At 56.2% G+C, this 23,337-nt stretch carries 17 protein-coding genes; 3 read left to right on the forward strand and 14 right to left on the reverse strand.

The window, feature by feature from the left end:
* Nucleotides 1–189: 189 nt before the first annotated feature.
* Entirely contained in the window at nucleotides 190–552 is a 363-nt protein-coding gene (locus SynRS9902_RS04310; protein WP_186510098.1) for a ferredoxin, read from the reverse strand.
* A gap of 2 nt (nucleotides 553–554) precedes the next feature.
* A complete protein-coding gene (locus SynRS9902_RS04315; protein ID WP_186510099.1) occupies nucleotides 555–1,802 on the reverse strand; it encodes a 1-deoxy-D-xylulose-5-phosphate reductoisomerase in 1,248 nt (415 codons plus the stop codon).
* Between the two features lie 79 nt (nucleotides 1,803–1,881).
* Between SynRS9902_RS04315 and SynRS9902_RS04320 the strand changes: the two genes are divergently transcribed.
* Nucleotides 1,882–3,201 (forward strand): sodium-dependent transporter, encoded by a 1,320-nt coding sequence (locus SynRS9902_RS04320; RefSeq protein ID WP_186510100.1) that lies wholly within the window; start codon nucleotides 1,882–1,884, stop codon nucleotides 3,199–3,201.
* On the opposite strand, the gene SynRS9902_RS04325 is transcribed toward SynRS9902_RS04320, so the two are convergent.
* The 8 genes from SynRS9902_RS04325 to SynRS9902_RS04360 form a co-directional block, all read right to left on the reverse strand.
* Complete coding sequence (locus tag SynRS9902_RS04325; protein WP_186510101.1) at nucleotides 3,173–3,637, reverse strand: DUF2721 domain-containing protein; 465 nt, start codon at nucleotides 3,635–3,637, stop codon at nucleotides 3,173–3,175. The genes SynRS9902_RS04320 and SynRS9902_RS04325 overlap by 29 nt on opposite strands.
* Nucleotides 3,634–3,876 (reverse strand): hypothetical protein, encoded by a 243-nt coding sequence (locus SynRS9902_RS04330; protein ID WP_255446202.1) that lies wholly within the window; start codon nucleotides 3,874–3,876, stop codon nucleotides 3,634–3,636. The genes SynRS9902_RS04325 and SynRS9902_RS04330 overlap by 4 nt, the downstream gene beginning before the upstream one ends.
* 356 nt (nucleotides 3,877–4,232) lie before the next feature.
* Nucleotides 4,233–4,991: a beta-1,6-N-acetylglucosaminyltransferase gene (locus tag SynRS9902_RS04335; protein WP_186510102.1), complete on the reverse strand. Its 759-nt coding sequence runs from the start codon at nucleotides 4,989–4,991 to the stop codon at nucleotides 4,233–4,235.
* Nucleotides 4,992–5,023: 32 nt separating this feature from the next.
* Nucleotides 5,024–7,945, reverse strand: coding sequence for a glycosyltransferase family 2 protein (locus SynRS9902_RS04340; protein WP_222929477.1), 2,922 nt, complete (start codon nucleotides 7,943–7,945; stop codon nucleotides 5,024–5,026).
* Nucleotides 7,935–9,494, reverse strand: coding sequence for a sulfotransferase family 2 domain-containing protein (locus SynRS9902_RS04345; protein ID WP_186510104.1), 1,560 nt, complete (start codon nucleotides 9,492–9,494; stop codon nucleotides 7,935–7,937). Before SynRS9902_RS04345 ends, SynRS9902_RS04340 begins: the two co-directional genes overlap by 11 nt.
* 327 nt (nucleotides 9,495–9,821) lie before the next feature.
* Nucleotides 9,822–11,303, reverse strand: coding sequence for a cysteine--tRNA ligase (gene cysS, locus SynRS9902_RS04350; RefSeq protein WP_186510105.1), 1,482 nt, complete (start codon nucleotides 11,301–11,303; stop codon nucleotides 9,822–9,824).
* Nucleotides 11,304–11,349: 46 nt separating this feature from the next.
* Complete coding sequence (gene polA, locus SynRS9902_RS04355) at nucleotides 11,350–14,310, reverse strand: DNA polymerase I (protein ID WP_186510106.1); 2,961 nt, start codon at nucleotides 14,308–14,310, stop codon at nucleotides 11,350–11,352.
* Between the two features lie 24 nt (nucleotides 14,311–14,334).
* Nucleotides 14,335–15,501: an efflux RND transporter periplasmic adaptor subunit gene (locus SynRS9902_RS04360; RefSeq protein WP_255446203.1), complete on the reverse strand. Its 1,167-nt coding sequence runs from the start codon at nucleotides 15,499–15,501 to the stop codon at nucleotides 14,335–14,337.
* Between the two features lie 51 nt (nucleotides 15,502–15,552).
* On the opposite strand from SynRS9902_RS04360, the gene ychF reads away from it, so the two are divergent.
* On the forward strand, nucleotides 15,553–16,644 hold the full coding sequence (gene ychF, locus SynRS9902_RS04365) for a redox-regulated ATPase YchF (RefSeq protein ID WP_186510107.1): 1,092 nt from the start codon (nucleotides 15,553–15,555) through the stop codon (nucleotides 16,642–16,644).
* Nucleotides 16,645–16,663: 19 nt separating this feature from the next.
* Here ychF and SynRS9902_RS04370 read toward each other — a convergent pair whose 3' ends face one another.
* Both SynRS9902_RS04370 and SynRS9902_RS04375 read right to left on the reverse strand, forming a co-directional pair.
* A complete protein-coding gene (locus tag SynRS9902_RS04370) occupies nucleotides 16,664–17,800 on the reverse strand; it encodes a hypothetical protein (RefSeq protein WP_186510108.1) in 1,137 nt (378 codons plus the stop codon).
* Between the two features lie 6 nt (nucleotides 17,801–17,806).
* Nucleotides 17,807–19,042 (reverse strand): MFS transporter, encoded by a 1,236-nt coding sequence (locus SynRS9902_RS04375; protein WP_370586323.1) that lies wholly within the window; start codon nucleotides 19,040–19,042, stop codon nucleotides 17,807–17,809.
* A 137-nt stretch (nucleotides 19,043–19,179) separates the two neighbouring features.
* Here SynRS9902_RS04375 and SynRS9902_RS04380 point away from each other — a divergent pair, with 137 nt between their 5' ends.
* Nucleotides 19,180–20,754 (forward strand): alpha/beta hydrolase, encoded by a 1,575-nt coding sequence (locus SynRS9902_RS04380; RefSeq protein WP_186510520.1) that lies wholly within the window; start codon nucleotides 19,180–19,182, stop codon nucleotides 20,752–20,754.
* Here SynRS9902_RS04380 and SynRS9902_RS04385 read toward each other — a convergent pair.
* Complete coding sequence (locus SynRS9902_RS04385; RefSeq protein WP_186510109.1) at nucleotides 20,748–21,767, reverse strand: ABC transporter permease; 1,020 nt, start codon at nucleotides 21,765–21,767, stop codon at nucleotides 20,748–20,750. The two genes, SynRS9902_RS04380 and SynRS9902_RS04385, sit on opposite strands and share 7 nt — an antisense overlap.
* Nucleotides 21,767–23,326 (reverse strand): ABC transporter substrate-binding protein, encoded by a 1,560-nt coding sequence (locus SynRS9902_RS04390; RefSeq protein ID WP_186510521.1) that lies wholly within the window; start codon nucleotides 23,324–23,326, stop codon nucleotides 21,767–21,769. Before SynRS9902_RS04390 ends, SynRS9902_RS04385 begins: the two co-directional genes overlap by 1 nt.
* Nucleotides 23,327–23,337: the final 11 nt, after the last annotated feature.

Raw genomic sequence — 23,337 nt, forward strand, 5'->3', positions numbered from 1 at the left:
CGCTTAAGGTTTTTATCATAATTGCCCGGGCTGCGACCCGTGGGCGCATGGTGCTCAAGAGCCCAATAGCAATTGTTCGGATTTCGTTGTTTGGAATTTCGGCTGAATTTCAAAATCCTTTTACTCAGAGTTCCTTTTATTGCGCGCTAATTGGGCCTTTCACTAATGCTTTATTGGATTGATTTGGGATCAAATTTCGCCTGAAAGGGCGCCAGTGGATGTCTCGAATGGTGTTCTTTTGAGAATCCATTCTTCAATGGGTTGGTGGCCGATGATGTGTTGTTCGATGATTCTTTTGACGCGATCAGGCGAAACCTCGGCGTACCAAATTCCGTCTGGCCAGACCAGAAGAATCGGCCCTCGTACGCACACCCTGAGGCAATCGGCTTTGCTGCGCAGAACAATTCCCTCGGGGCGTTCGGTGTTTTCGAGATTCAGTTCGCGAACAACGCTCTTTAGTTCATTCCAGGTTTGTGCCCCAAGCGCTGAATCGCAGCATTTGGCTTTGGTGGGGGTTGCGCAGAGCAGGAGGTGATGGCTGACCCGTTGCATGCCTAAGCGGCGAGCGCTCCCATGGGCAAACGGGTCACACCGCGGTTCACCTGTTCTCGCACGGCGGTTCGTGCCCACTGATCCACCCGCAGCACGTCGTCCAACTGGGGTTGGGCCATCAGATCGGGTTTATGACGCTCGCAGGCGGCCTCGATCACTGTGGGGATATCGAGGAAGTGAATCTTCTCCTCGAGGAACTGCGCCACGGCTTCCTCGTTGGCAGCATTCATCACCGCAGGCATGGTGCCGCCGGCGCGTCCAGCGGCGTAGGCCAGCTCCATGCAGGGGTACTTGGCGGGATCGGGGGCCCGGAAGCTGAGCTGCCCCACTTCCGTGAGATCCAGTCGCCGCCATGGCGTCTCGAGGCGTGAAGGCCAGCTGAGGCAGTAGAGGATCGGCAGCTTCATGTCGGGCCAGCCCAGTTGGGCCAGCATGGAGGAATCCGCCAGCTCGATCATCGAATGGATGATGCTCTGGGGATGGATCACGATCTCGATGTGGTCGTAATCCAGGCCGAACAGGTAGTGGGCTTCGATCACCTCCAGCCCCTTGTTCATCAAGGAGGCGGAATCCACGGTGATCTTGCGGCCCATGCTCCAGTTGGGGTGGCTGGTGGCATCAGCAACGGTGGCTTTTTCAAGGTCGGCGGCCGTCCAGTCGCGGAAGGCGCCGCCGGAGGCTGTGAGCTGAATCCGGCGTAGCCCCGGTGTGGGCACGCCGGTGGAGAGGCGTGCGTTTTCAGCCCAGGGGGTTCCTTGCAGGCACTGGAAAATTGCTGAGTGCTCCGAATCCGCCGGCAGCAGACGGCTGCCGCTCTTCTTCAGCTCCGGCAGCACCACGGGGCCGGCTGCAATCAGCGTTTCCTTGTTCGCCAGAGCCAGGTCTTTGCCGGCGCGGATCGCCGCCAGGGTCGGCAACAGACCGGCGCAACCAACAATGCCCGTCACCACCAGGTCGGCGCTGTCCCAGGCGGCAGCAACGTTGAGACCGTCAGCACCTCCCACCAGCTGGGGTGCATCGGTGCCTGTGATGCCAGCGTTCTGCAGACGCTCCTGCAGCTCGGGCAGGAGATCGGCATCTGCCAGGGCTACCACCTCAGGGCGATGCCGCTGAACTTGGTCAACCAAAAGCTTCAGGTTGCGGCCGGCCGTCAGGGCCACAACGCGGAACTGCTCTGGAAACTCCTCAGCGATCTGGAGGGTCTGGGTGCCGATCGAACCGGTGGATCCCAGCACGCTGATGGCTTTCATGCTGTTCCGGCAGTTGCGACAAGTCTCCCACCAGGACCGTTGAACGCTGGCAAGCTGGCGGACAGCTTGTGGAAAGCGCATGGCGAAGGAACAGTGGCGATCGGGCCTGGGGTTTGTCCTGGCGGCTGCGGGCAGTGCCGTGGGTCTCGGCAATCTCTGGGGCTTTGCTTACCGCGCCTCCCAGGGAGGTGGCGGCGCCTTCCTGCTGCTCTACGTGGTGATTGTGCTGTTGGTCTGCCTACCGGTGCTGGTGGCCGAAATGGTGCTTGGGCGCAGCACCGGCCAAAGCCCCCTGCTCGCGCCAGTGGCGGCCGCAGGTCGCCGTTGGCAGCCGATGGGTTGGCTGTTTGTGCTGGCGGCAAGTGGAATCCTGGCCTTCTATGCCGTGTTGATGGGGTGGACCGGGGCCACCCTGGTGCAGACCCTCACCCAGGGGCTCCCGGCGGATATCGTTTCAGCGGAAGCCTTTTTTGCCGGCCTCAGCGGCGGCCGCTCCGCCTTGATCGGCCAGCTGCTCAGCCTGGTGGCGACTGCTGCTGTGGTGGCGGCCGGCGTGCGCGGAGGCATTGAGCGGTTGTCCCGCTGGGGGCTGCCGCTGTTGTTTGTGCTGCTGATTGGCCTTGCGGTTTGGGCCGCTGGTCTTGATGGGGCCTCGGAGGGCTATCGCACATTCCTGCTCCGCTGGGACAACAGCCAGCTGCAGGATCCCACCACGATTCGCAATGCCTTCACCCAGGCCTTCTTCTCGATTGGCACGGGCATCGGCTGCATCCTGGCCTATTCGGCCTACCTGAGTCGGCGCGCCCACCTGCCGCGGGAAGCCGTGGCGGTGGTGGGGATGGACACCGCTGTGGGCTTGCTGGCCGGCATGGTCACCTTCCCCGTGGTGATGAGCTTTGGCCTCCAGGATGTGATCAGTGGCTCCACCCTGGGCACGATCTTCATCGCGCTGCCCACGGGCCTGGGTTCGCTGGGCGCCACAGGTCAGCTGGTGGCGGTGCTCTTTTTTGCTCTGGCCCTGATTGCAGCGATCACCTCAGCGGTGTCGCTGCTCGAGGTGCCGGTGGCCTGTTTGATCGATCGCCTGGGGTGGAGCCGCTCCCGGGCCGTCTGGGTGTCCGCGGCGTTGATCTTTGTGGCCGGTCTTCCAGCGGCCACCTCCATGGAGGTTCTCGGCTGGATGGATTCCGTATTTGGGGGCCTGCTACTTATTCTGGGGGGCTTGCTCCTGGCCCTGTTGCTGGGTTGGGTGCTCCCCACCCGTTTTCAGGAGGAGCTCAGCCATTCGGGGAGCCCGATCTGGCTGCAGCGCTTTCTGCTGGTGATGCTGCGCTGGATTTCGCCGCCGGTGATCGCTGTTGGTCTGGTGATCAGCGTGATTGATCTGATCCCCAGCTAGTGGTTTCGCTGGGCCCAAAGCTGGCTTGCAACTGCTTGGCGGTGATAGTGATCTCTCGCATGAAGCAAACAGCTGCCCAGGTGAGCATCAGCATTGCAGCCACGAAAAGCGGCGCCACAACTATGGAGAGATTGATCTGCAGGGCGACCGTCCGAAAAATTACGCCCATTACCGTTGAAATTAAAAGGATCGACAGGGTGCGCAGCCCAATGGCGCGAACCACAAGTCGGATGCTCTGACGGATCAATTTGAATTCAGCCTGCTCGTCGTCATCCAGTTCATGGCTGCGATGTCTCAGCTCTCTGGCGCGATCCACGCTGCGGCTTAATCGACTCGACAACACGTTCACCATTGCCCCAATGCCAGCCAACAGAAACACTGGCGACACCGAGAGCTGAATCGCTTTAAGCAGCGTCTCCGCTGGTGCCGCACTCATGGCTCACTGGGGGGATTCAGCATTGATTCCATTTTGCGAATCCTTTGCAGCATCTTGTCCCAGACATCTGCTTTCCAGGCTTGCTCTGCATCGCCTGTGGATTCGGCCAACTGCTTCTGATCGGCGAGCTTGGCGTCGAGGTCTTCACCGGCATCTAGGGCCTTCATGAGCTCCATCTCGAGCTTGGCGGTTTCCATGAAATTGAGCTTTTTCAGCCAGAGCATGAGCAGCAAGGACATTCCCCTTTATTCTGGAGCAATCAGTCGCACATCCGCTTTTTGTTGACTTTCCCTTAGACGATAGGAACAAGCTTCTACTCGGAGTTCTGGATCATTTCACCGGGAGGGTGGGGGGGCGGAAGAGATACAGGTTTTCAAGAGCATCTCCAGGAGTAAGTTGTCCTGAAAGATGATGATTATAAAGTCACTGAATGACTCGATGATCTTCTGTCATGTGAGCTAGAACGTAGTATTGCTCAAGCAAATCATGGTCAGCTGACGAGGCTTAACAGTTTGTGCTTAACAAGAGGCTTGCTACATAACAATTTAATCATGCAAACAGATCTTAATTGCCAAATCATTGGATAATTAATCAATTAACCACTACATCTGATTAATTTTCTAAGGTAGTTTTTGGATTGTATGTCCGAAAAATTAACAACTTTCCGGATGAAAAGATAGCCTCTGGAACGCGCATGATGGAGCAAGTTGCAATCGATTATCCAAGGTAGGGCCTGCGTTTTTGTTGAATCTTCATTGGCGAAGATGAAATTAGAGTTTTCGACTTTATTGCCCTTAATGATCAACTGATTGGCCCAAAAATATTCATCTGGTACTTCCTTGGAGGGAAATGAGTCGATCGAAATATCTTGAATTAATTGAAAGTCATTTTTATGCATACAGAAAAACATGTTCTGCTTCACAAGTTGAAGCGAAGAATTCACACCATAGAATGCTCTTATCCTATTGGATTCTCTGTTAACTTGATTGATTTGTTTTTCATTAAGGCCTACTGTGGGTTGTAATGAAAATAATGTCTTAGAACACAGCCTTTTTATTGTTTGAAAGTTCCAGAGAGGTAGTGAATCTCCGGATAAGAAGACAACTGAGTCACAATCATCTTTAAAAGCTGATTTTAGAAGCTGCTTAGTCGCCTTGACCAAACTGATTGATGCCCATTCCGTTTCTACCGGGTTAGGGTCAATAAAAACATTGTCAAGGGAAGTGTTAACAACACTTGTTTTGGCATGAATATATACAGAATATTCCGATGGGTCAGCCGAACTAAAAAAGTTCTTCCACATATCCTGCCACGAAATATTATTCTTAACCAAAAAGCAAAATCCGATCTTCATCCTGCTTCAATAAAAAATATTTGGTTATTTTATCATGAGTTGAGACTGCTATGAAAATCAAAAAGGTCAAAGTCAATTTCTTGGAATCCATGCGCTTGAAGAGCTTTATCTATTTCGTCACTCTTTTGGGATTGTGTAATTTTTTTGATGATATTAAAGTCACGAAGTTCTTTGCTTTTGCGAGGGCTCATACCCAATGAGGCGTCAACAGACCAGTGAGCAAATTCATTGACACTCGTATCTTTAAATTCCACAAATGTAAGCCTTTCTGATATTACACGCTCAATGCTATGAAGTGAGAATAACTGTTCCCAAAGAATTTCTTTTACAAAGAAAACTCCCGGAGTATTATCAAATATTCTGGCTTCTTTCTCAAAAACTGATGGACGCAAATAAAATTTACTATTCATGCCTTTGTACACTGTGAGCCCTTTCATGACACCATAAATCGTAGAGTCTTCACTAGAAGGAGTAGTTGTTGAGACTTGTTTTATAAAATCCTGAAAAGATTTTTCCATTGAGCTTGGTAGAAGCATGTCGCCATCCCATTTGCAAACTTTACTAAAGCTACATTTTTTTAGGCTGTAATTATAAAAAGCTGCAAGTGAATTTGGACTACTTTGATCTTCTTTGAAATTATCTATACCACATCTGGCGATGTCAAATTTATAGTGGTGAAGCTTAAGCTTTGATTTTAATTGAGGCAAATCTTTTGCAGCCCTGCCTATTTCAGAAATAGTGTTGTCAGAACTATTATTGTCAATTACAACAATTTCATCAAAGCAATTTTTTATCGAGTTCAAAACATCATAAATAGTATCTTCTTCATTCTTAATCCTAATCATTGCGCTTATGCCGGGCTTTGTTGGCCGCGAGCTAAATCGACTGTCCAGAAATAATGATTTGTTGCTAATAGAAGCCAAGCATGATCTCAATTCTTTTGATTGTCGGGAAAGAGATAATTGTGCTCTTTCGGGGAGCGGCAAGGTCTCTAAAAAATTGCTTTCGCAGAATTGTTTGTCACTTAGTGAAGGATAATTATTATCTGGACATTGAAAGTCTCTAGTCGAGTATATGGCTTTATAGTTCATATTAACGTCGAATAAAAGCGTTTCGGGGAATAACTTGCTTTCAAACTTCGCCTCATTAGGACTTGTATTTTCAATTCTCTCAGAAAATATATCTCTCAATTTGCTGCCATCGAATCCAATATGATTCTTGGTGATAAGTTCATCAAGTAAGGCTTGGCTTGATCTGCTTCTACTGATCGCTTGCCCACTTTTGATTTTATTTTCGAAGCTACTTAGATCAAATTCGGCTAAATAATTTGCTAATTTTAATGGATCACTTTTGTAACTTTCAAAAGAAATTATTGATGTAGGACCGCTTATATTTTTGAGGTCGGAAATTAAATATTCCCAGTTGCATTTTTGAAGATCATTTTTATCTATAAAATCTCCATCAAATTCTTTGAAAGGACGCCATTTAAGAAATTCAGAGTGTCTTGATAGGAGATAATCAAAATAGCTTCTTACTGTATAAATAATTTCAAGTCCTCCTTGGAATATCTTGGCTAGATACTGAAGATGGCTTAGATCATATCCGTTTCTCATGCATGCACAGGAGTAGTTGCATGCATTTTGATAAGTAGCTTCTGAGTTCCACTTTGCAAAGATCTCAGTGTTTGGTCGTATTAAATTTTCTTCTGAAATAATTATTACGCTTGGTGGTTTAAACGATAAAAGTGCAGATTGTTTGCAAATAGCGAAAGCCAGCCTTTCTCCTGTATCAGTAATTCCTTCTTCTTGCTTGGCTTTTATAAAGTCTTCTCTTAATTGCTCATAGTGTATATATATTGTGTTTTGTAAAGCCAAATCGTAACGCGCTTCGTGCAAAATATTTTGAATATAAGTTGTAGCTGTCTTGTGAGCTCCACAGTGAATCTTGATCCTGGAATTTTTAAAAAACTCGTTTAGCATTTCGCTCGGCTTAGTCTTTATATCAGGTTCTAAATCTTTGACGCTTAACAGCATATGCGATAATTCTTTGCTGTTTTTGGTGGTCTTATTTATATAATGCACCAAACAAGTCTGTCGTGAGTATTTCAGATAATCTTTTATTTTGCTGTTGAGCTGGGATTCATTTACATTTTGAAAAATCAACCTGCTGTCTTTAATCTCTCTCTTCAGAATGATTTTGAATGTATTTGAATACGCTCCAAATAGCAGTTCGGAGTATCTTAAGCCATAATTAAGTGAAAGATGGTGAGCCGTGAGTTCCTTAGAGTTTAGTGATGAATTGTTCGCTTTGAATTTGACCAACTCTTGGCGGTAGTAATAAATATTTGGAAGAAATCTTATAATCTGTAGAGACAGTAGTTTTCCATAAATGTGTTGCCATCCTTCAGGAAAATGAAGATTAAATAGTTTTATGCTTTCAAGATTAATAACGAGACGGCGATGATTGTGCCAATCATCTTGATTAACCAAAGAGACTGGATGGTCAAGCGAGATATTAACTGTTTTAGAAGATAATCCCAAATTATCTAACTTGTTTGAGTTTATTTCATTGCTTAGGTAAATCGCTTGTGCTTTCGACTGTGCAAGTTTTTCTACAATGTTGGTGATAGTTGATTTGTTATTTAAATCAATGTCTTCATCAATGCACCAGGCGTAATTTCCACTTGCATACGAGATTCCCTCATTGCATAGAGACGATAATGACTCGCGCTTCAAAAATGATAAATGTTTTGAACGTTTAAGAGCGTCCTTGCATACCAGGAAATCTACAATATATTGATCCTTGGTGTTTAATCGATTGGTTATAATAATAATCTCGAGATTTGAATAGTCTTGAGCTTGAGCCTGCTCAATGAGTCTTCTGTAATTTTGATGATTGTGATTGATGCTTAAAATAAGCGAGAATTTAGAATTGTTCATTTGATCACGCCTCATTTATGTTTTTTGAATTCTTTGCTGATGGTGTTATCCATAGCATTATTAATCTAACAACTTGATTTTTACTTGAAACGGCCCATAATCTGAGAAGAATACTGCGATTGTTTTTGTCCATTGAGTAGGCTTCGTTGAGCAATTCCTGTGCAGATCTATAGTTTTTATTTCTAATCCTTTTTTCTGCTCTACGTGTGAGTGTTGTTAAATCTAGGTCTGATGTTTTCTCGGGGGGCATATGGGAAGAATGATTTTGGATTTCTTCTTTTAATTTCCTATTCAGTTCTTGGAGTCCGTGAGATTCCACTAACAGCTCCTCCGCAGTTCTTCTAGAAAGCTCTTCTAGAGCAATGAGTTGTTTGTTCTTAATCCTTAGTTCACTCAATTTGTTTGCGTTATTGTTAACCGCTGCATGTAATTTTGCCTTATGAGTATCTTTTAGTGATTCTAATTTTGCCTTATGAGTGTCTTTTAGTGATTCTAATTTAGCCATGTGAGCATCTTTTAGTGATTCTAATTTAGCCATGTGCTTTTTTCTGATACTTTCCTTTTCTTCGCTTATTAGGTCCTTCCCGATGTTAAATAAGTCCACCGCGCGATTGCCCAGTGATATGAAGGTGTTCAGTGATTTTAGTTCTTGAGGGCTTGGTGGGGTTTGTGTGTGCTCATCTGCATGTGAGCTCAGAAGCGGTAAATTTTGATAATCTTCACTGTATCTGCCGAATGCAATCGCTATATTTTGCGAGCTTAAGAAACGTCTGCTTTGACTTAAAGGATTTTCATTTACGTGAGGAAAGCCTTCGATCTGGGGATGATCGGGATGCTTGCCTAAATGTTGATTGATGCTTCCTTTAAGGCTTGCCCACCCCTCTTTTTTGGTTATATCAATAATTTTATCGAAGAAAGGTAGTAATTCTTTGGGCACTATATCGCTGATCGGCGATGCATGAGAAGCTTTCTCGTCTTCAAAAATAGTTCCCTTGGTCAGGAGAATGTTTGCAATTTCATTGAAGTCGCTGAGGAAGTGATCTGTGTTTGTGTATGGTTGTGATAGTGGGTTGTCGTTTGTTCGTTTCTTCTTTATTTCTTGTTGGTAGAAATGTGTGCTTTCGAGAAGATACTTTGAGCATATCGATGAGCAAAGCCTATCGATGGGGTCTCGGGCAACAAGTATCTTTTGGTAATTTTGATCTGCAAAAATCCGCTTGAGGTTGGTCGGAGAGCAGTCTTGCGTGGATTTTAGATGTTTGTGTATGCATAACTCTTTTGTGTATTCGTGCGAAAATGTGTTTTCGTATTTCCTGCTTGGTTCGACTAAACGGTCGTACAATGACTTGAGGATCGATGTGGATCCGCATTTTTGAGGAGCAATGAGCAGTAACTGATATTTGTCGTTAATAAAGATGCAATTGCCGGCGAGTCTCTTAGATAGATATTGAATGTTGTCGTTCATTGTTTTTCTTGGCATTGCCATTGCTTTTTGGATTATCGCACGCCCTCGTATTTGGCGTGCTGGTCCGTCAATCCATGTGGCGGCATTCTGTAATTGCATTTTGAATCGCTTGTGTTTGCTGTGAGGAATAGGTGTGCATGATGGTGTTGCTTGCTTCGATAAGCATATTGTCTTGCTTCTCGTGGAGGTCTGCTTTCTATTTCGTTCTCAGTATTGGCTGTTGCGATCACATCTAGTGTTGCTTTTGATTCTTTTGCACTGTGATTGTGCGTATGTCGAGTGGTTGGTGACTGGGATCTCGGCTTGTTGATTTTCCTGAATCTTATCTAGCTGGCTTTTGATTTTCTTAGGGCTACTTCCCACAGGCATGTGCCTTCTAGATCTTGTTTGAGTCGTCAACCGACTCAGGAATATCTCCTACTGGTATCAGTTGCGGATCCACTCCGTCACTCCGCCGGGTTTGTCGATCAGCTCTACACCTTGGGCGCCGAGCTCATCCCGGATCCGGTCGGCCTCGGCGTAATCCTTCGCTGCTTTCGCAGCCTTGCGCGCCGCGATGGCTGCATCAATGGCGCCGTCGTCGAGGCTGGTGGCGGCTTCCGCTTCCGAGCGCAGTCCCAGCACCGCCGCCAGGTGTCGCAGCAGCTGCCAACGCCCCTCCAGACCCTCCAACTCCGGCTCAGGCAGTGCGGCGTCTTCTCCCCGTTCCAGCCTGTTGGCGAGAGCCCGCAGGGGCTTCGCCAGATCGAACAGCACGGCCAGTCCACCCGAGCTGTTCAGGTCATCGTCCATGGCGGTTATGAAGCGTTGCTCGAGTTCCACCAAAGCGGTGTCGGCTGGACCTCCATCGGCCGTCATGGCACCCTTTGCAAGCGGTGCGGCTGTGCTCCAGCTGAGGCTTTCGCCGTGGCGATCGCCAAGGCTCAGTGCTGCATTCAGACCCTTCCAGCCGGTGGCTGCGGCCTCAAGGGCCTCGGCGGTGAAATCAAGGGGTTTGCGGTAGTGAGCCTGCAGCACAAACAGGCGCAGGGTCATCGCCGAGACACCGCTTTCCAGCAGCGCACGAATGGTGGTGAAGTTGCCGAGCGACTTGCTCATCTTCTGTCCGCCCACATTGACCATGCCGTTGTGCATCCAGACCCTGGCCAGGTCTTGACCGGTGGCGGCTTCGGATTGGGCGATCTCGTTTTCGTGGTGCGGGAACACCAGGTCGGCTCCACCCAGGTGGATGTCGATCGTGTCGCCGAGTTCCGCCCGCACCATTGCTGAGCATTCGATGTGCCAGCCGGGGCGTCCCTCCCCCCAGGGGGAGGGAAAGCTGGGTTCTCCGGGTTTGGCCCCTTTCCAGAGCGCGAAATCGAAGGGGTGCTGCTTACGGGCCTCTTCGGCATCGGCCACACGCCCGGCGGCGTTGTCCTGCTGTTCGCTCAGATCGCGGCCGCTGAGCTTGCCGTAACCGGCATGCTTCATCACCGCGAAATACACATCCCCCTCAGCGCTGTAGGCCGCACCCTTGGCTTCCAGTTCGCCGATCAGCGCGCGGATGCCATCCAGGCACTGGGTGGCGCGGGGCATCCGGTCGGGCCGCAGGATCCCCAGGGCGTCCATGTCCTGGTGGAACGAGGCAATGTTTCGCTCGCTCACCTCCGTCATCGAGGAGTTCTCCTCGCCGGCCCGTTTGAGGATCTTGTCGTCGATGTCGGTGAAGTTCTGAACGAAGGTCACCTCGAGGCCGCGCCAGATCAGATACCGGCGCAGCACGTCCCAGTTGATGTAGCTGCGGGCATGGCCCAGGTGGCAGAGGTCGTAGACCGTCACGCCGCAGCAATAGATGCTCGCCTTCCCTGGGGTTAGGGGTGTGAACGGCTCGGTGCGGCGGGTGAGGGTGTTGGTAAGCCGCAGGGACACAGCCGTTCAGAAGCTGTGGCTGAGGCTACGGCCTGTTCGGCTGCGTTTATTTCGCCTCCATCCAGTTCGCGCCGACGCCGGCCTCCACCACCAAGGGAACACTCAGCGCAACGGCCTGTTCCATGGTCTGCACCACCAGCTCTCGGGTGGCGTCCAGGGCGTCCGGTGCCACCTCGAGCACCAGTTCGTCGTGCACCTGCAGCAGCAGCTGGGCCGGTAGGCCCTGACGCTGCAGGGCGTCTTGCAGCTGCACCATCGCCACTTTGATGATGTCGGCACTTGATCCCTGAATCGGGGCATTGGCCGCCGCCCGCAGTTGCTGCGCCTCCATGCCGCCGCGGCGAGCCACATCCAGGTCGATCTCCAGGGGGTCCTTGCCCAGCTGTCGCCCCAGGCCGTTGCGATCGAAGTGGAACGGCCGCCGGCGGCCGAGGATGGTTTCCACGTAACCGCGGCTGAGGGCGAGTCTCTCCTGCAGCTCGAGGAAGGCAAAGACCTTCGGGTAGCGCTGCTTGTACTTGGCCAGGAATTCCTTTGCTTCGCTCTGGCTCACGCCGGTTTCCCGGGCGAACCGCTGGGCTCCCATGCCATAGATCACACCGAAGTTGATCGTTTTGCCGAGCCGACGCTCGTCCGGGCTGACCTCGTCTTGGTCCAGCAGCAGCCTGGCGGTCAGCGCGTGCACGTCGTCGCCGCTGCGGTAGGCCTCCTGCAGCACCTCTTCTCCCGAGAGGTGGGTGAGGATGCGCAGCTCGATCTGGGAGTAATCAGCGCTGAGCAGGGTCCAGCCCTCCTGCGGCAGAAAGGCCTTGCGGATCCGCCGGCTGTACTCGGTGCGCACCGGAATGTTCTGCAGGTTGGGGTTGCTGCTGCTCAGCCGTCCCGTTGCCGTCACCGCCTGGTTGAAATCGGTGTGGACCCGCCCGGTTTCCGCCTCCACCAGATGCGGCAAGGCGTCGATGTACGTGCTTTTGAGCTTGCTGAGCACCCGGTGCTCCAGCACCAGGGGCACCACCGGGTGGTCGTTGCCGAGTTTCTCCAGCACGGTGGCGTCGGTGCTGAAGCCGGTTTTGGTGCGCCGGGATTTCTTGCGATCTAGGCCAAGGGTTTCGAACAGCAACTCCCCCAGCTGCTTGGGTGAGGCCAGGTTGAAGTCCACTCCAGCGGCTGCTTTGGCGTCGGATTCCAGCTGCTGCAGGGTGGAGCCCATCTCCTCGGAAAGGCCCTGGAGATAGGGCACATCGATGCGGATGCCGGTGGATTCCATCCGGGCCAGCACCGGTTCCAGCGGCTGCTCCACCTGCTCCAGCAATGGCAGCAACTGCGGACCCATGGCTTCCAGCTGACGTCGCAGCAGCAGGGCGAGGCGGCGGGTGACGTGCACGTCCATGCCGCAGTACAGGCTGGCGGGCTCCAGCGGCACATCGGCGAAGGTTTGCTTCTTGCCCACCAGATCGGTGAAGACGGTGGGTTGGAAGCCGAATTCCCGTTCGGCCATCAGCTCCAGACCGTGTTTGGCCGCGGCATCCCGCAGGTAATCGGCCAGCAGTGTGTCGATCACGACGCCCTCCAGGGCAACGCCATGCCGCAACAGGATCAAGCGGTCGTATTTGGCGTTCTGTAGAGCCTTGGGGTGGTTGCTGCTGGCCAGCCAGGGGGCGAGGGCGGTGAGCACGGTTTCCAAGGGCAGCTGCTCCGGGCTGCTGTCTTCGCTGCCTTTGTGGCCCAGCGGGATGTAGGCGAGTGCGTCCAGGGCCTCTCCCCAGCAGATACCGATGCCCACCAGTTCGGCGCGGAACGGGTTGAGGTCGGTGGTCTCGGTGTCGAAGGCCACAGGCAGGCTGCTGTCGGTGCAGGCCATCAGCCTTTGCACCAGGGCATCCAGTGCCGTTTCTGTCTGGATCAGCTGCGGCTTCAGGGCCGGCAGCCCCACGTCGTCGTTGGTTACCGGTTCGGTTGCGGCTTCGGCAGCTGGCTGTTCCGAGCTGGCTGAGCGGCGGGGGGTCTTGGCTGCAGCGGCCTCCGCATTGGCCCCGTAGCCCCCTTTGGAAAAGGCCGCCACAAAGCCCCCCACCTGGCGCAGAAGGCTGTTGAGTTCGAGATCTTCCAGGCAACTGCTCAGGCCATCAGCATCCACCGACGACAGCGGCAGGCTGGGTTCCTTGGGCAGGGGAACATCGACGAGAATCTCGGCCAGCTTGCGCGACAGGTAGGCGTTGTCGCGGTCGGCGCGCAGCTTCCCTTTCAGAGCTCCTTTAATGGCACCCCGGCTTGCTTTCGGGCCTTCGGCTTCCACTTCTTTGAGGGTGGCGTACACCGCGTCGAGATCGCTGTTGTCTTTCAGCAGGTTGATGGCTGTTTTGGGGCCAACACCACGCACGCCGGGGATGTTGTCGGAGCTGTCCCCGGTGAGAGCCTTGAGGTCCACCACCTTGTTGGGCATCACGCCGAGCTTGCCGAGCACCCCTTCTTCGCGGATCAGCGTTGGGCCGCTGCTTTTGGCGTAGGGCCCGCCGCCCATGTAGAGCACCGCGATGTCGCGGCTGTCATCCACCAGCTGGAACAGGTCGCGGTCTCCCGAAAGGATCCGCACGCCCCATCCCGAGTCGGCCGCTCGGTTCGCCAGGGTTCCCAGCACATCGTCGGCTTCATAGCCCGGTGCCATGCAGAGGGGGAGCTGCAGGTGCGTTTTAAGGATCTGCTGCAGCTGTTCGAGGTCCTGGAAGAACACCTCAGGCGCCACATCCCGGTGGGCCTTGTAGTTGGCGTCCGCCTTGTGGCGGAAGGTGGGCTCGGCTGTGTCGAAGGCGATGGCAACGCCTTCAGGCTTCAGGGTTTTGCTGTTGTCCAGCAGGGCTTTGAGAAAGCCGTAGGTCACGCTGGTGGGCCGGCCGTCTTTGGTGGCCAGACCGCCTTCCCCCCCCTTGCTGAAGGCGTAGAAGCTGCGGAATGCCAGGGAATGGCCATCCACAAGCAGCAGAAGGGGCTTGGCGGTGGCCTCGGGCATGACGGTGTTGAAAGTGTGGGTGGATCAATCGCGGCGATCGGCCCATGGGGGCAGATCGATGAACACGCGGGTTCCTGATTCGAGACCGTTCAGGATCGCAGTCTTGTCGCCGCTGCTGTTGCCCAGTTCCACCGGCTGAAAACGTGGTTGCTGGTTTTCATCCACCAGCAACACACCCTGTTGGCCGTCTTCAAGGGTGATCGCCACGGTGGGCACCAGGATTTCGGGCGCACTGCGCCCGGTCTGGAAATTGATGTCGGCGGTCATGCCGATCTTCAGTTTCTTCTGCGGGTTGACGAAGTTCAGCTTCACTTCAAAGGAGGTGACGCTGTTTTCTTTCGCGGCGCGGGGGGCCACCTCACTCACCGTTGCCTGGAAGCGCTCATCGGGATAGGCATCCACTCTGATCTCGGCGGTTTGGCCGGGCTGGATGCGGCCGATGTCGCTTTCTGGAACGCGGGCCCTCACCTCCAAGCCTTGCGAGAGCTCAACGATCGAGGCGCTGGTGGCACCGGCTGTGGCCGAGGCGGCTGTGGTGGGGGTCACAAACGACCCCGGTTCGGCGTAGCGCGCTGTGATCGTTCCTGAGAAGGGGGCGCGGATCGTCTTTTCTCGACTCTCCTGTTCCAGCTGCTCCACTCGTTCCCGGGCTGCCACCAGACCCGCCTGCCTGGCCAGCATCTCGAAGCGCGCATCGCTGAAGTCGTCAGCGCTGAGCGCGCCGCTGGCATACAGCTGGCTGCGACGTTCGAAATCCTCCCTCTTGTTCTGATAGTTGGCGTCGGCCTGACGCAGCAGAGCCTGCTTCTCCTGAAGCCGATCATCGAGATCGCCGCGATCCATCACCGCCAGCACCTGCTCGTTCTCCACCACATCCCCTTCATCCACCATCAGCTCCGCCAGCAGACCCGGCTGGCGCGGACTCACGTTCACCTTCTGCTGGGCCTGCAGTTCCCCGCTGGCGCTGATCACTCCAGAGAGCACGCCGCGTTCGGCTGTGGTGGTGAAGGGCGTCAGATCCCGTTGACGGTTGCTCCAAGGACCGAAACGCAGCAGCAGCCCACCCCCGCCCAAGGCCAGCAGCAGCACTCCCACCATTGCGGTTTTGCGCCGTCTGGATCGTGCTTTTGCCACTGAGGCCAGCTCTGCTTCAGGCGATGGGGACGCAGAGGAGCGCAAGGACTGCAGCATGGGCCCACAAAACTTCACAACAGTCTCGCCGCTGGCCGGTAGATTCCGCCGATGCTCAAAGCCGGAATTGTCGGATTGCCCAACGTGGGCAAGTCCACCTTGTTCAATGCGTTGGTCGCCAACGCTCAGGCGCAGGCTGCCAATTTTCCGTTCTGCACGATCGAGCCCAACGTCGGCACCGTGGCGGTGCCCGATGAGCGACTGGATCGGCTCACAGAATTGAGCAAAAGCCAGGACACCATTCCGACCCGGATGGAGTTTGTCGACATTGCTGGTCTGGTGAAAGGCGCCAGCCAGGGCGAAGGGCTGGGCAACAAGTTCCTCGCCAACATCCGTGAGGTGGACGCGATCGTTCACGTGATCCGCTGCTTCGAGGACGATGACGTCATCCACGTTTCAGGGTCAGTGGGTCCCTCCCGGGATGCGGAGGTGATCAATCTTGAGCTGGGTCTGGCGGATCTGGCTCAGATTGAGAAGCGCCGGGAGCGTCTTAAGAAGCAGATGCGCACCAGCAAAGAAGCGCAGGTGGAAGACGCTGCTCTTGAACGGATTCAGGCGGTGCTCGAGAACGGTGGTGCGGCTCGCAGCGTCGATCTGAACGATGAAGAAGCGGCGATGATCAAGCCCTTGGGGCTGTTGACCGCCAAGCCGATCATCTACGCCACCAATGTGAGTGAAGACGACCTGGCTGAGGGCAATGCCTTCTGCAGTGAGGTGGTTGAACTGGCCGCCAAGGAAGGTGCCGAAACGGTGCGGATCTCTGCCCAGGTGGAAGCGGAGCTGGTGGAACTGGGAGATGAGGAAACCGCGGACTATCTGGAAGGTCTCGGGGTAACGGAAGGTGGACTGCAAAGCCTGATTCGGGCCACCTATCGATTGCTCGGGCTGCGCACTTACTTCACCACCGGTGAAAAGGAAACAAGGGCCTGGACCTTCAAAGCCGGGATGACCGCTCCCCAGGCTGCCGGTGTGATCCATACCGATTTCGAACGAGGCTTCATCCGCGCTCAGACCATCGGTTGGGAGAAGCTGCTGGAAGCTGGCTCACTGGCGGAAGCCCGAAACAAAGGCTGGCTGCGCAGTGAAGGAAAGGACTATGTGGTGGATGAAGGCGATGTGATGGAGTTTCTGTTCAACGTCTGATCACGATCCGGTCCACGTTTTATCGGCGCAACATCATCCTGATCAGTCGTTTCAGCGGTGAGAAATGTCCAGCGGCTTGTTGTTGCTTGATGCGATTCAGCATGCGTTGCGCAACAGCATGCATTCGAACTTCGGCTTCGATGGATGGAGGGGCATAGGCCGTACGCCTGCGTTGTGTGGCTGGGTTGGATGTGGAGAAGGCATCGTTCCAGCTGCAGTTCCAAGCAGCCTGGGCAAACCGGTCGTTGTTGGCTTCGAAATGACGTGTCACCTTCTTAGTGAGCTTGCGTGAATAGCCCCAGAAGGATGGATCGTTCCAGCGTCGTTGACGCTCCTCGCTGAGGATGATTTGAGAGGAATTGCCAATGCTCTTGGGGGAAATGCCGTTCTCCCTGAGGAGTTGGCTGAGCACCCGTGCCAGCCACACGCCTCGGGTCCCTGGGCTGCGGTTGTAGTGCTTCTGGGGGCAAGATTTCCAGTGCAGTGTTGTTGAGAGGTTGATGGTGCGAATGAACTGCTCAAAAGGATCAACGCCTCCCTGGCGGAATGGCAGAAAACTCACGTTCAAACCCTTGGCCTTTGCTTTCAGCAAAGGCTGGAAGTAGTTCCAGAAATCAAACACATCCTGCCGGCGTTTGATTTTGCCTCGCTTGGGTTTCTCGTTCTGAAGTTTTCCCTGCAAGGCATCGTCAACAAACTGCTCAAAGGTTTGGTGGTGATAAAAACGCCGCAGTGAGTAGATGTAGCGCGAGTTGATGTAATCGAGCTGGCTGCGAATGAAAATCACGATGTGAAGCTCATAGCCCGCTGCATCCGCCAGAGCCTCAAGTTCCCGGATGCATTGGGGATCAGTGAGCGGCACGGCGAATTGCTCGGCACTGAGCAGACAATGCTGGCCCTCTGGCTGTTGCATGAAGAACGTTTTCCAGCGTTTTCTCCTTCGTTTGCATAGCTCAGCGGCCAGTTTTTTTGGTTTGGGTTTGCACTCGAGAGGGTCCTGCAGGCTGATGCCTTGGCTGCTCAGAAGCTCGCGATTGCGGTGCAGCCGTTCCTGGATGTAGGTGGAGGCTGTTTTATGCGTACCGGCGTGCACGATCAGTTGAGGCCGTTGGCTCTGAAGGGACTGATCTGCCTGGCCTGATCGGGTCTGCGTCATGGTCCTTCAATGCGGAGTCATTCTCCTTGTTTCCGCTGAACCAACAGAGCCGTCAGCCCTGGCGACCGCCGCTGGCTCGTTCTGGAGAACCCCAGCGTCAGCGGTTGTCGTCGCCCCGTAGCGCGGCTTGAGACTGCGCAGGCTGGGGAGCACGACCAGGCAGGCTCCACCCATCAGCAGCCAGAGCAGCAGGCCGTTGTTTTGAAGGTCGAGCAAGGCTCCTCCAGCCAGGGGGGCCACGATGGCGCTGATGGCGAAGCACTGGGAAAACAGTGCCATCGCCAACCCCCGGTGGTCCGGTGGTGTCTCTTCAATAACGGCTTCTGTTGCCGTGGGCAGGAACGCGGCCTGGGCGAAGGCCATTGGCAGCAGGGATGCCAGCACCAGGATCGTTCCGTTCTCGAACAGGGAGGAGAGAGCAATCAGGCTGCAGCCCAGACTGAATCCCGCCAGGCTCAAGCCGAGGCCGAAGGCAACGCTCCGCTCCGCCAGCCAACGGCCCACCGGCCACTGCACGCTCACCAGCAAGGTCAACTGAAGGGCGATCAGGGCACTGCTGTGGCTTTCGCTCAGGGCCGGTCGCACCAGCCCGCCGCGCACCAGATCGAGGGGAAGCGCACTTTGTTGAAGGGCCAGGATCCCTGTGGCCACCACACTGATCAGCAGCACCGGCAGCAGGGGAAGCAACCAAGGCAGTCGGGTTGTTGGCCGTGGCCGTTGACCAACCGACGCTGGGCTGTTGCTGCTGAGGTTGCGATAGGGCGGACCGTCCTGCAGAGGAACAAGGCTGATCAGCACCAACACAGCGCCCATGCACACCGCTTCAACGATGTACACCGTCCGCAGGATTCCAAGGGTGGCGGCAGCGGTTCCGATCAGCGTGCCGATGCCGATGCCGAGGGCATCGGCACTGCGCACCAGGGCGTAGCCCCGCCCGGAGGGAAGGTTGCCGCAACTGAGGGGAACGGCCAATTCGATGGCAGGCCAGTACAGACCCGCCGCACAGCCCAGCAGCAATTGTCCGAGCAGGTAGCTGCTGTAGTTGTCAGCCTGCAGCAGGATCAGATCAGCGGCAATGGCCAACAAGGTTGTGCCCCTCACCGGCCAGGAGCAGCGGATGCCGCGATCCAGGAGTGCACCGCTCAGCAGGCGCACCACCGTGCCGATCAGGGCAGAGACGGCCAGGCCGCTTCCCACTTCACGGGCTGAGAAGTCGATCGCATGAAAGATCAGCGGCGTCATGAAAATCACCCCGCCGGCACCGATGGACGCCAGGAACCTCAGTCGGGTGACATTTCTCAGGGGTGATGGAAACTGGTTCCACCACCGCAGAGGGTCAGGCGTTGCTGCGCGGACGCTTAACAGGACGATGCATCGCGATGGGCTTGATGGGCAGTCTGCTGCTCAGCACGTGCGGATCGTGGCCTGTTGGCTCCACAGAACGTGTGGAGGTCAAGATCGACGGCGTGGTTCTTCCGGTTTCGGTGGAGGAACTCGGATCCTTTGTGCGCTCGCCGACGGCTGATCCAGCGGAGCTCTCGCGATCGGAGTTGTCCACCTGGATGGGGCTTCTCGCACCCGAGAGTCGCGAGGGGCTGATTCGTCTGCTCCAGGCTCCGGTGCTCTCCCGCCGCAGCCTCGGGCGTCAGCTGCTCAGCAGCTGGGGTGCGGGGCCGCTGCTTGATGCCCTGGGGGAATTGATTCGCGTGGAGGACGGACGGCGCATCAACCGTTCGCTGGTGCTCTCCACGCTGGAGCAGCTGCTCGAACGGCAGGAAACCGTTTCAACGCTGGATGTGTTGGAGGCGTTGCCTACTCCGCAGTTGCGTCTTGATCTGGATGCGTTGGTGGCTGCTGCCAACCGCTGGCGGTTGGAATTGAAGCGTCACCAGTCCCTGATGCGGGCCTTGGCTCAGGAGGAGGCTCGGTTGCAGCCCCTGCAGGGCAGGGAGCGTTCTGCCTCGGCGGATGCGCCCCGTCACGCAACGCTTGCGGTGGGCCATCGTTCGCAGCCATTGCGGCTGGAAGGTTGGATCCCCCAGTCGCCTCGTGCGGACCGGACCTGGGTTTTGATGATGCCGGGGCTGGGGGGGGACCCCAACCACTTCCACTGGCTGGCGCGTTCGCTGATGCAGGCGGGCTGGCCCGTGCTGGTGCTTGAGCATCCCGGCAGCGATGCCGCCGCTGTTCAGGGTTTGCTCGAGGGGCGGCAGTCGTTCGATGGTGCCGCAGCCCTTCGTGATCGCTTGGCTGACCTGGCGGCGGTGCTGGAGGCACAGCAACGGGGCGATCTGAACATCCCCGGAACCGAGGTGGTGCTGATGGGGCATTCCCTGGGTGCCCTAACGGCTCTCCTGGCCAGTGGGGCGGAGCTGGTGCCCGGTATGGCCCAGCGCTGTGAAGCGGCCCTGGCGGGCTTGCCCCTCACCAACCTGTCGGAATTGCTTCAGTGCGAACTGGCGGCAGGCCGTGTGCTCGAGAGCAAAGCGATGGACTCGCCGCCTCGGGCGGTGGTGGGGCTCAACAGCTTTGGCGGGTTGATCTGGCCGCACCGCGCCAGTCGGGCGTTGCCGATTCCACTGTTGATGGTCGGTGGGACCCTTGATCTGATCACCCCTCCTCTGGATGAGCAGCTGGCTCTTTTGGCTGGATTGGCGGAACATCCCGCTAGCCAGGTGGTGGTGGTTGAGGGGGCCAGTCACTTTTCGCCGATTCGTGTGGATGGCCAGGGAATGGCGTCAGAGGGGGATGACCTTTTCCGGCTCGGCGAAGAGTTGGTGGGCGTCAATCCCCTCAGCGTTCAACGGGTGATTGCCCATGAGGTCATCCTTTTCCTCGATTCCCTGAGCTCCACGTCACCCCGCAACGATGCCGTTCACCTGATGGACGCCAGTTCCAAGACGCGCTGGCATCGCTTGGGCCGTCGCAGGGCCCAGCAGCTGCTGGATCAGTAGCGCACCCGTGGATCGAGGCTGGCCACCAGCAGGTCAACGACAACACTCACCAGCACCACCAGGGCGGCGATCACCACCACGATCCCCTGAACGACGGGGTAGTCCCTCTGGTTGATGGCTTCCTGCAGCCGCAAGGCAATGCCTGGCCAGGAGAAGGTCACTTCAATCAGCAGGGCTCCACCAATCAAGGAGGCCACGGTGATGCCAGCAATGGTGAGCACCGGCAGCAAGGCATTGGGCAGCCCGTGGCGCAGGATCACCTGGCGCTCACTGAGGCCGCGGCTCCGCGCCGCTTCCACGTAGTCGCCGCGCAGTGTGCGTCGCAGGTTCAGTCGCAGGGCGGTCGTGAAGGTGCCGCTGAGCAGCAGAGCCAGGGTCCCCGCGGGCAGGATCAGGTGACGCACGGTGCCTCGGAAAGCGGCCCAGTTGTTCTGCAGAGCGCTGTCCAGCAGGAAAAAGCCGCTGCCCTCGGGGGGGAGAAGGCTGGGGGGGAAGCGCCCGCCCACCGGCAACCAGCCCAGGCTGACAGCGAACACCAGCTGCACCAGCATGGCCACCCAGAAGGGCGGCAGGGCATAGGTGCCCAATCCGTAGAGGCGTCCGCCCAGGTCGATCTTTCCCTCGGGCCGGGCAATGCCACTGAAGCCAATGCTCAGCCCCACCACAGCAGCCATCACCAAGGCGATCACGCTCAGCTCCAGGCTGGCGGGCAGGGTTCTGCCGATGATGGTTCGAACCGGTTCCTGGTTGATCAGGGCTTGTCCCAGATCGCCGTGGATCAAGCCGTTGAGGTAGCTGAGGTACTGATCCAGCAACGATTGATCCAGGCCCAGCCGAGCCCGCATCGCGGCTTTGGCGGCGGAGGGGGCACGGCTGCCGAGCACTGCATCCACGGGATCCCCTGGGGCGACGCGCAGCAACAGGAACACCAGGCTGGCGATCAGCCACAACATCAATGGCGCCAGGGCGAGGCGGGTGGCGCTGTAGCGGGCGAGGTCTCGGGCGCGTCCCATCAGTTGTTCGTTGCTCCGTCCTGGCGGCGCTCCAGCTCAGCGAGCATCAGCTGACCACTGCCATCAAATCGTGGAGGGTTGAGGTTCAGCTGGGCCCAGGCCCGAGGTGAATCCAGCCAGACGGGGATGTAGGCGGCACCGTCGGCGGAGAGATGATCCACACGGTCCAGGGCGGTGCTGCGGGCATCACCCGTCAGCGTGTCGGAGTTCAGCAGGGCGGTCTGCAATCCGGGGGCACTCCAGAAGCTGCCGCTGATGGCTGCTTCTCCGTCCGTGCAGATGTTGCCCTCCACCGAGGTGCAGCTCAACAGCGGCGTCAGATAGGCCTCCGGATCGGGGTAGCTGCCGCGCCAATCCAGCATTACGGCTTTGAAGGCACCTTCCCCCAGCTGGCGGTAGATGGTGGTGGATTCGACGCCATCGAGATCCAACACCAGGCAGTCCGAGAGGTCCCGTTGCACCTGGGCCTGCCAGGTGAGGGCCAGCAATTTGTCGGCGGGCACATTGGAGCGGAAGGTGAGCGGAAAGCGCAGGGTGCTGCCATTGCAGTAGCCCGCTGCCTGCAGCAGCTCGCGGGCCTGCTCGGGGTTGTGTTCGGGCCATGGGGCCATGGACCCGCCGGCCAGGCTGGGGGGCACCAGAGCCCGTAGCGGACGGCGCAGCCCGTAGCTCACCCGTTCACTGATCTCGAGTCGGTTCAGGCTGACGGCCAGGGCCTGCCTGAGCTTGGGGTCTTGGAATGGCTCCCGGTTGCTCAGCAGGGTGATGTAGCCGATCTCCATCGCCGGACCCACCGACTCGTGCAGCTCCCCCGCGCTGGCCCGTTCATGCAGGGTGTGGCGCTGGTCTTCGTCGATCGAGGCGGAGAGCAGCAGATCCACCTCGCCACTGCGCAATGCCCCGTAGAGCGCCGTGGAGTTGCTCAGCGTGATCAGATCGAGGCCGTTGTTGCGCGGCGCCTCACCCCAGTACTGGGCAAAGGGCTCCAAGCGTTGCTGATGTTCGCTGAAGCGGGTCAGTTGGTAGGGGCCTGTCCCCACAAAGCGGTCGTGCAGAAAACGGTCCTGGTGGTTGCTGTAAGCCGTTGGTGAGATCGGGGTGAGGTTGATCGATGTCAGCAGGCCCTGCAGGGATGTGGAGGGGCGACTGAGGCGCAGCCGCAGGGTGTGGCTGTCGGCTTCCTCCACTGCCGCAATCCGATCGCCCACCACATAGCTGAGGGTTCCGATCTCGAGGAAACGCCGCAGGCTGAAGGCCATGGCTGCGGCATTGAACGGCGTTCCATCGTGAAAACGCACATCGGTGCGCAGGGGGACCGTGACGGTGCGACCGCTATCACTGAGAACCGGGGCCGATGCCGCCAGGCGAGGTTCCAGGGAGCCATCCCGCCTGAGGCGATAGAGCGGATCCCCCAGGGCGCTGATCAGCTGCGTGGCGCCGAGGGTGCTGGCCTGGGCTGGATCCAGGGAACTGATTCGCCCTGCAGAGGCTACCGTGATGCGGCTAGTGGGGGGCGGGCCCTGACACCCCATCTGGGTGATGGTGAGGGCCAGGGCCATCAGCGCGCCAC

Origin of the sequence: Synechococcus sp. RS9902, assembly GCF_014279635.1 — a bacterium.
In the GTDB taxonomy this organism is placed as follows: domain Bacteria; phylum Cyanobacteriota; class Cyanobacteriia; order PCC-6307; family Cyanobiaceae; genus Parasynechococcus.

Coding starts and splice junctions, on each gene's coding strand:
- SynRS9902_RS04390 (WP_186510521.1), bottom strand. CDS start 23,326: ATGGCCCTGGCCCTCACCATCACCCAGATGGGGTGTCAGGGCCCGCCC.
- ychF (WP_186510107.1), top strand. CDS start 15,553: ATGCTCAAAGCCGGAATTGTCGGATTGCCCAACGTGGGCAAGTCCACC.
- SynRS9902_RS04375 (WP_370586323.1), bottom strand. CDS start 19,042: ATGACGCCGCTGATCTTTCATGCGATCGACTTCTCAGCCCGTGAAGTG.
- SynRS9902_RS04335 (WP_186510102.1), bottom strand. CDS start 4,991: ATGAAGATCGGATTTTGCTTTTTGGTTAAGAATAATATTTCGTGGCAG.
- SynRS9902_RS04320 (WP_186510100.1), top strand. CDS start 1,882: ATGGCGAAGGAACAGTGGCGATCGGGCCTGGGGTTTGTCCTGGCGGCT.
- SynRS9902_RS04385 (WP_186510109.1), bottom strand. CDS start 21,767: ATGGGACGCGCCCGAGACCTCGCCCGCTACAGCGCCACCCGCCTCGCC.
- SynRS9902_RS04340 (WP_222929477.1), bottom strand. CDS start 7,945: ATGAGGCGTGATCAAATGAACAATTCTAAATTCTCGCTTATTTTAAGC.
- SynRS9902_RS04310 (WP_186510098.1), bottom strand. CDS start 552: ATGCAACGGGTCAGCCATCACCTCCTGCTCTGCGCAACCCCCACCAAA.
- SynRS9902_RS04360 (WP_255446203.1), bottom strand. CDS start 15,501: ATGCTGCAGTCCTTGCGCTCCTCTGCGTCCCCATCGCCTGAAGCAGAG.
- SynRS9902_RS04325 (WP_186510101.1), bottom strand. CDS start 3,637: ATGAGTGCGGCACCAGCGGAGACGCTGCTTAAAGCGATTCAGCTCTCG.
- SynRS9902_RS04380 (WP_186510520.1), top strand. CDS start 19,180: ATGGGCTTGATGGGCAGTCTGCTGCTCAGCACGTGCGGATCGTGGCCT.
- polA (WP_186510106.1), bottom strand. CDS start 14,310: ATGCCCGAGGCCACCGCCAAGCCCCTTCTGCTGCTTGTGGATGGCCAT.
- SynRS9902_RS04345 (WP_186510104.1), bottom strand. CDS start 9,494: ATGCAATTACAGAATGCCGCCACATGGATTGACGGACCAGCACGCCAA.
- SynRS9902_RS04315 (WP_186510099.1), bottom strand. CDS start 1,802: ATGAAAGCCATCAGCGTGCTGGGATCCACCGGTTCGATCGGCACCCAG.
- SynRS9902_RS04330 (WP_255446202.1), bottom strand. CDS start 3,876: ATGTCCTTGCTGCTCATGCTCTGGCTGAAAAAGCTCAATTTCATGGAA.
- SynRS9902_RS04370 (WP_186510108.1), bottom strand. CDS start 17,800: ATGACGCAGACCCGATCAGGCCAGGCAGATCAGTCCCTTCAGAGCCAA.